6 protein-coding genes are annotated in these 7,139 nt (G+C 62.9%); all 6 read right to left on the bottom strand.

Annotated features, from left to right (window positions below):
- Positions 1 to 190: 190 nt before the first annotated feature.
- A complete protein-coding gene (locus H5U38_14760) occupies positions 191 to 1,537 on the bottom strand; it encodes a T9SS type A sorting domain-containing protein (protein ID MBC7188283.1) in 1,347 nt (448 codons plus the stop codon).
- A 274-nt stretch (positions 1,538 to 1,811) separates the two neighbouring features.
- Positions 1,812 to 2,429 carry a hypothetical protein gene (locus tag H5U38_14765; GenBank protein ID MBC7188284.1) on the bottom strand — a complete coding sequence of 206 codons (618 nt, stop codon included), beginning with the start codon at positions 2,427 to 2,429 and terminating at the stop codon, positions 1,812 to 1,814.
- Positions 2,430 to 2,878: 449 nt separating this feature from the next.
- A complete protein-coding gene (locus tag H5U38_14770; GenBank protein MBC7188285.1) occupies positions 2,879 to 4,093 on the bottom strand; it encodes an HlyC/CorC family transporter in 1,215 nt (404 codons plus the stop codon).
- A gap of 14 nt (positions 4,094 to 4,107) precedes the next feature.
- Positions 4,108 to 4,743: a YigZ family protein gene (locus H5U38_14775; GenBank protein MBC7188286.1), complete on the bottom strand. Its 636-nt coding sequence runs from the start codon at positions 4,741 to 4,743 to the stop codon at positions 4,108 to 4,110.
- Between the two features lie 490 nt (positions 4,744 to 5,233).
- A complete protein-coding gene (locus H5U38_14780; protein ID MBC7188287.1) occupies positions 5,234 to 6,397 on the bottom strand; it encodes an acyl-CoA dehydrogenase family protein in 1,164 nt (387 codons plus the stop codon).
- Between the two features lie 19 nt (positions 6,398 to 6,416).
- A partial coding sequence (gene rnc / locus H5U38_14785) for a ribonuclease III (GenBank protein ID MBC7188288.1) occupies positions 6,417 to 7,139 on the bottom strand: 723 nt, incomplete at its 5' end.

Below are 7,139 nucleotides of genomic sequence, written 5' to 3' on the forward strand. Positions count from 1 at the left end.
ATCTTCAGCCCAGAGTGAAGCGACTGTGGCTCGCCTGCTGCCAAGAACGCTGCAGCAGATTCACCATGCGCCCGCGCCGCCGCACCTGCTGCGGCCAGCGCCTGGCGGCCAGCGGTGCGGCGACCGTGAGCAACTGACATCACGAGCTCCGCAATTGGCACCACGAAGACTACCCACCTATCCCGCATCCTCACTTCAAGAGTGCGATACGACGCGAGACCAGCTCGGCTCCGACACTCACGCGGCACAGGTACAGACCACTGGGGAGCCCCGGGTCGCGAAACAGCAGGCTGTGCCGCCCAGCAGGGAAAGCCTGACCATCCGCAAGCACGGCGACTTTCTGCCCGCACACGTTGAAGATTTCTATGGTGACCCGCTGCGGCTCCGGCAACTCAAAACTGATGGAGGCGCTGCCGCTGAAGGGATTTGGCCGAATCGCGTGGAGAACAAAGGAGGCCGGGGTGGGTCGGGGGCCCCCGGAAACTACACGGCTTGCCGCCGCCCTTATGCGCAGCACCCCGCCATCGCCCACAACCCACCCATGCGCCGCATCAGCCATGTCGATGTCCCTGGGACAGCCGATGGAAGGTGTAGGCAGAGCGGTCCAGGTCTTTCCTGTGTCGTTGCTGACCGCAAGCACATCTCTTGGGTTACCCCAATCGGTAGGGGCCAACGCAGCGAACACCGTGGAAGGATCGCCCGGTAGGAATTCCAGATCCTGAAACCACCTCTCTCCAAGGGCGGGCTCATGAGCGGTCCAGGTCGCGCCGCCATCCCTTGTCAAGTAGATCGGGCTGTCGCCCTTCCACGCGGCCAAACCTATCTGCTCATCGAAAAATCGGACTACATTGACCTTGTCAGCGCGAATGGGGAGCGGACTCCACGCAGCACCCCCCGTTGTGGTCTTCTGCAGGAAGAAGCTATCCACGGGTACTGTGCGGCAGGCGAAGCGTCCGAAGCCGACGGCTGGGGACACGAACTGCACCCCGCGCCACAGGTCGCTCAGCCAGGCACCCAGGAAGTAGGACCGGTTGCGCGACACCCAAGTTTTACCTCCGTCCTCTGTCACCAAAACCGCCAAAGGGGCGCTGGCCGGCGCATCTCCCACGGCCACGCCATGCAGCGCATCGAACATCTCGATGTAGTCCAGAAATTTCGTGACCGTTGTATCTGAGGAGGCGTCAAACTGCACCTCCCAGCTCCGACCTCCGTCTACGCTGTGATAGATGCGATGAATATTGACTGCCCAAATATGCAACGAGTCCACCGCCGAAAGATCATAAATGCCCCAGTCGTTCCACGGAAAGATCGCCCAGGTCATGCCTCCATCTGTTGAGCGAAACACGGCAGGCTTACCGCTGCTCTTTTCCACGCCGCAGAAAAAGACCGTGCTACTGTCAACCGAATCGACCGCGTAACAGTCGCGAGCAATCCTCACCGCTTGAAGATCCCACAGCTGCGCCTGCAAACCCTGCCCTGCGACTCCCAGAGAAGCCAGCAAGGCAAGTGACTGCGCCACTGTCATGGCTTTCTTCATAGTTCATCCCTCCTCCTTTGCTTAGCTCAGCGGCCAAAGCAGACGGAACCCCGGCGCCAGCCGTGCCGGCCTGGCATGACCACGGCAGCCGCTGCACTCGCCCAGCGCTCCCCCCGGGGTCCACCTGCCGGCCCCGCTGGCAGCGGCTGCAAGTCCACGCCCCCGGCTGCAGCGTTCAACTGCTGCCGGGCCGCAGCCGGGGTGTCACCTTCACCCCGCGAACCCCCCTTGACCCAACCTGTCGCCGCTACCTTCCGCCTGCCAGTGGCCGTTCTCACGGTACCACCCGTTGCTCCTCTGGCATAGCCTGCAGCTCTTCTGTGTAGGATGAGTATGTGCCATACACGCGCCCCCTCATCCGATACCAGATGGCTCTGCCCTTCGGGTCTGGAATGGTGACCGCCTGGTCGGTCCACGAGTCAGCCTCGTGGTCGGTCAACGTAGCAACAAGCGTCCACGCACCACCGCCGATCTTTCTTTCGAGGCAGTAGGCGTGCACCCAGTAGGCGGACCAGACGAGCTGCGGGTGGTTCGCGGTCACGTGTACCGCAAACTCCGCGGGCACCGGCACATCGGGCAGGGGAGGCTCGCCCGGAAGGTACTGGCACATTTCGGTGGGGTTCGGGCCGTAGGCCGACCAGTACCGGGCACAGGTCTCGCAGCTTATCACGTGATCGGGTGGTGCGCCACAATACATCCCCGCCTCTGCTCCCGGCGGGTTTTGCTCCGAGGGAAAGATATTATTGCAGCAGAGCCGGGCCTCCAATTGTTGCTGTGCCGCCCCGGATCTCCTCACCGCCTCTTTCTCCCCCGTGATCCTCTCCCCGCAGGCCAGCCACAGCAGCGCCACTGCCAGGCAGCCCGCACCGACATAGGCCAATGTCCTCAACATAACGTGCCCTGCTCCGCTTGGCGTCCACAATACTCAGCTCTCCTCTTGCGCCAACCGCCCCCGGAGGGCTCCGCCCGGAAAAAGAAAGACCTGAGCGCAGGGCGCCACCCGGCACCACACACTCAGGCCTCTTTCTGCCTATTCGGCACGCTATCCGCCCACAGCGCTCCCCACTCCCTCGGGGGGGCAGCATGCGGGCTCCGCCCCTACCAGTTGCCTCTGGCTATGTCCAGCTGCCTCAACCATTGCGCTGCCCTCGTAGCTTTCGGCACCCCAGCCTCGGAACCGGGCCGGCAGAGGGCGGGGCTGCGCACCATGAAGTATAGAAAAACCGAGTGAAAAAATCAAGTACAATCTTCACGTCAGAGCAGAGACGCCGTCCGGGGCCTGGTGCCAAGAACGCGGCAGCAGATTCACCATGGGGCCAGGGTAGTGGGCCCTTCGCTTCTTTATTCCATCTGCACCAAGGTGGCCTTTAGGGAAAGAATCCGCTTTCTGGTGGCGCGCAGTACCTGGAACTGATACGGTCCCACCTGCACGAACTCGCCCCTTCTGGGAATCCTCCCCAGGCGCCACAGAATGAATCCAGCTATGGTGCTGTAGGGTCCGGGCGGCAGCTTCCACCGCATGGCCGCGTTCAGCTCCTCCACGCCCAGGCGGGCATCAACCCAGATTCCCCCATCGGGCAGGGGCCGCCACAGAGTCACTTCCTCGTCGTGCTCGTCCTCGATCTCGCCGAACAGCTCCTCCAGCACATCTTCCAGGGTGACCATGCCGGCGGTGCCGCCGTATTCGTCCAATGCCACAGCCACTGCCGCGCCGGCGCGCCGAAACTCCAGAAGAAGCCGATAGCAGGAGGTCGTCGCCGGCACGAAGAGAACGTCCCGCACAATGGCGGCCAGCGACTTGGGCCTGCCCAGCAGGTCACGCACGTAGACAACTCCCTTGATGTCATCCAGGGTCTTCTCGTACACCGGCAGACGGCTGTAGCCCGACTGGCGAAAGACGCGCTGCGCCTGTTGCAGGGTGCTATTGAGGGGCAGGGCGACCATATCCACGCGCGGCACCATGATGTTTCTCACCGGTCGCGCTGCCAGCCGTAGAAGGCGCGAAATCAGGTCGCGCTCATGCCTGGCGATGGTGCCGGCGGCAAAGCTCTCGCGCAGCAGGATGGCCAGGTCTTTGCGCGAGAACACGGCGTAGGTGGCGCGCGCATCCGCGGCTCGTGGCCCCGCCAGCTTGAGCACCGCCCACCGCAGCACGGAGTTCACCGGCCAGAAGACCAGTTCGAACAAGCGCAACGGATAGGCAAGGGGTTGAACCAAGCGCTGCGCCCTCTCGCGCATAACCGTCTTGGGTACAATCTCTCCGGCAACAAGAAGAACGAGGGCGGAGTCAACGATAATGCTTCCGGGCGGCAAGTGCGGTTGCAACAGGAGGGCCGCAAGGGCCGAGAAGAGCACCGTAGCGACGTTGTTGCCCACCAGGGTGGTAAAGATGAAACGTTCAGGATTCTGCACGAAACCATAAGCAAGGCCGGCGCCTCGCTTCCCTGTGCGCCGGGCTATTTCGCAGCGGACGCGGTCGGCCGCGACGAAGACCACTTCGGTGCCTGAGAAGAAGGCGCTGAGCGCCAACGCCAGGAACATGCCGGCCAACGACACAGGTGAGCCTCCGCCTATTCCTCGCGCGCCGTCGCCTTGCCTGAGGTAGCGGCGGCCACACGCCGCAGGAATTCTTCGGCAAGGCTTTGCCGCACCGCAACCACCAGGTTCACTTGCTGGCCATAATCGACCGCGTGCACCCGCCCCTGCACCTTGCGGACCACCTGTTCCACGGCGCTCTCCAGGTCGTAGGGGCAGCTCACCGTGAACGTGCGCGTTAGGAAGCGCTCCACCACGCCGGCGCGTTCGAGTGTTTCGGCGGCACACTGCCCATAGGCCCGCGCCAAGCCGCCCATGCCGAGCTTCGTACCGCCAAAGTACCTGGTGACCACCAGGATGAGATTGGTGAGGCATCGCCCTTCCAAGGCGTCTAAGATGGGTTTGCCAGCGGTGCCGGAAGGTTCGCCGGCGTCGCTGCTGCGCACCAGCACCTGTGCCCCGCAGCCAAGGCGGTAGGCGTAGCAGTGGTGGGTGGCATCGTGGAAGCGGCGTTGGACCTCGGCCAGGAAAGCCTCGGCTTCCGCGCGGCTGGTCACAGGCTGGACCTGCCCCACAAACCGCGAGCCCTTGACCCTGATTTGGTGCTCGGCATACCCCGCCACCGTGCGATAGGCATCCGCTGCCGGCGATGTGAGTTTGTCCCTTGCCATTGCCTTGGCCTCCTCCGTGGGTTAGAATATACGCAACGCCCTCGCGATGTGCAAGAGCTTTCTCGGGGAAACCGCGGGGAGCGCTACAGTGCGGCTCATTGGGCGAAGGAAGATCGGCAACATCCCGGGAGCGCAGAACGCGAACGGCTGTCTAATGCGGGCAGACTGGCGGGGTTGCAAGGCCAAGAGGAAGCCGAGCCGATTCCCTCAGAAGCACCACGGGCAACTGTGGCCCGAGGCTGCGTGGACTTTCCAGTTGCCGGCCGTGGGAGGTCCCACAACTCGGCCGGCACTGCGCCAGCGGCGCGCGCTGCTGAGCCATCTTTCGACCAGCCCCCACGTGCCCCGATTCCCACGCAGCAAATATGCCCACCCCTTCTCCGGTCGGGCGAGGTGGGCATATTCCTGCAACCACACCAACAGACTCTTCTCTCGATGCCTCTCTATCCCCTGGGCGTCACTCCTCTGGGCGCAGCCACCCCCACCGGGTTCAGGCGCGCGCATGCTTGGCGCTCTCGCGGATCAAGCTACGCCCGATGACGTTGCGCTGGATCTGGTTGGTACCCTCATAGATCTGGGTGATCTTGGCATCGCGCATGTACTTTTCGATGGGGTATTCGCGCATGTAGCCGTAGCCACCAAAGATTTGCACGGCATCAGTGGTGACCTTCATGGCCACATCAGAAGCAAAGACCTTGGTCATGGCCGAAACCTTGGCGATGTCAGTGGCCCCGGAGTCGATGTAGCGGGCCACGCTGTAGATGAGAGCGCGCGCCGCCTCGATTTGCGTCGCCATGTCCGCCAGCATGTGCTGCACCGCCTGGAAGGCAATGATGGGCTGACCAAACTGGTGCCGCTGCCGGGCATAGTTCACGGCCAGGTCAAAGGCCCCTTGCGCGATGCCCAAGGCCTGGGCAGCAACACCAGGGCGCGACTTGTCCAATGTCTTCATGGCGATGATGAAGCCGTGCCCTTCCTTGCCCAAAAGGTTCTCCTTTGGCACGCGGCAGTCTTCGAAAATCAGCTCGCAGGTTGCCGAAGCGCGAATGCCCATCTTGTCTTCCTTCTTGCCGTAGGAGAATCCCTCCATACCCTCCTCGACGATGAAGGCGGAGGCGCCACGTCCACCCCGGGCCGGGTCGGTCATGGCAATTACGGTGTAAATCTTGGCCACGCCGCCATTGGTGATAAAGTGTTTGGTGCCGTTGAGCACATAGCAGTCGCCATCTTTGCGCGCCGTCGTCTTGATGGCCTCGGCATCGGAGCCTGCTTCCGGCTCGGTCAACCCGAAGGCGGCCAGTGCCTCTCCGTTGGCCAAGCGGGGCAGGTAGCGCGCTTTTTGCTCGTCATTGCCGGCGATAATGATGGGGAAGGCGCCTAAGGCAGTACCGGCCAGGGCCAAGGCAATGCCGCCGCATGCTCGGGACAGCTCCTCGGTGACGATGACCAGATCGAGGACGCCGCCGCCGAGGCCACCGTACTTTTCTTCAATCCACACGCGGAAAAAGTCCATCTCGGCCAAGGTCTTGACGATTTCCCACGGGAACTCGCCGGACTGGTCGTGCTTGGCTGCCACCGGTCGGATCTTCTCCTCGGCAACGGTGCGCGCCATCTCGCGCAACATCTTCTGCTCTTCGGTCAGAAAGTAGTCCATCGAGCTCTCTTCCTCCGTCTCAGATCACGTGCAGTTTGACGAGGGCGCCGCGTGCTGCCCTCTGTTCGGCCGCCTTCTTGCTCCGTCCCTGGCCCGTTCCATACCGCTTGCCCCCGATGCTGACCGCCACGGTGAAGAGCTTGTCGTGCTCTGGCCCGTCCTCGCGTTCCACCCGGTAGGTGGGCGTCGGCATTCTTTCCCGCTGGCAGTACTCCAGCAGCAGGCTCTTGTAGTTCTGGTTCTCTTCCCTGGCGAGAATGCCCGGGAGACGCGACAGCACCAGGCGCTGCACCACCTTGCGCGCCGGCTCAAGGCCGCCATCTAAGTAGACGGCGCCGATGATGGCCTCCATGGCATCGGCAAGGATGGAAGGACGCTGGGCCCCTCCTGCCCTGCGCTCCTGTTCGCTCAGGAGCAGATGCTCCCCTATGTTCAGCGCCCGTGCCACAGTGGCCAAAACTCCGCGGCTTACTGCCAAAGACTTCATCACCGTAAGCTCCCCCTCTGGCCGCCGCGGGTAGCGATGGAAAAGATATTCGACCACCACTAGGGCCAATACGGCATCGCCCAACAGTTCCAGCCTCTCATTGGCCATGTAGCGCGGCTCGCCGCTCTCGGCAAGGTAGGAGCGGTGCTTGAGGGCCTGGGTCAGGTAACCTGCATTCTTGAAGCGGTAGCCCAGTTTGTGGCCGAGGACAAGAATAGCGTCTGCATCTGCGGCACGATTCCCGAGACCGATTCT

It is taken from the genome of Calditrichota bacterium (genome assembly GCA_014359355.1).
Classification (GTDB): Bacteria; Zhuqueibacterota; Zhuqueibacteria; order JANLFK01; family Oleimicrobiaceae; genus Oleimicrobium.

Bases quoted from the DNA above. Each gene is read 5' to 3' on its own strand.
- H5U38_14765 (MBC7188284.1), bottom strand. From the start codon at position 2,429: ATGTTGAGGACATTGGCCTATGTCGGTGCGGGCTGCCTGGCAGTGGCG.
- H5U38_14760 (MBC7188283.1), bottom strand. From the start codon at position 1,537: ATGAAGAAAGCCATGACAGTGGCGCAGTCACTTGCCTTGCTGGCTTCT.
- H5U38_14780 (MBC7188287.1), bottom strand. From the start codon at position 6,397: ATGGACTACTTTCTGACCGAAGAGCAGAAGATGTTGCGCGAGATGGCG.
- H5U38_14775 (MBC7188286.1), bottom strand. From the start codon at position 4,743: ATGGCAAGGGACAAACTCACATCGCCGGCAGCGGATGCCTATCGCACG.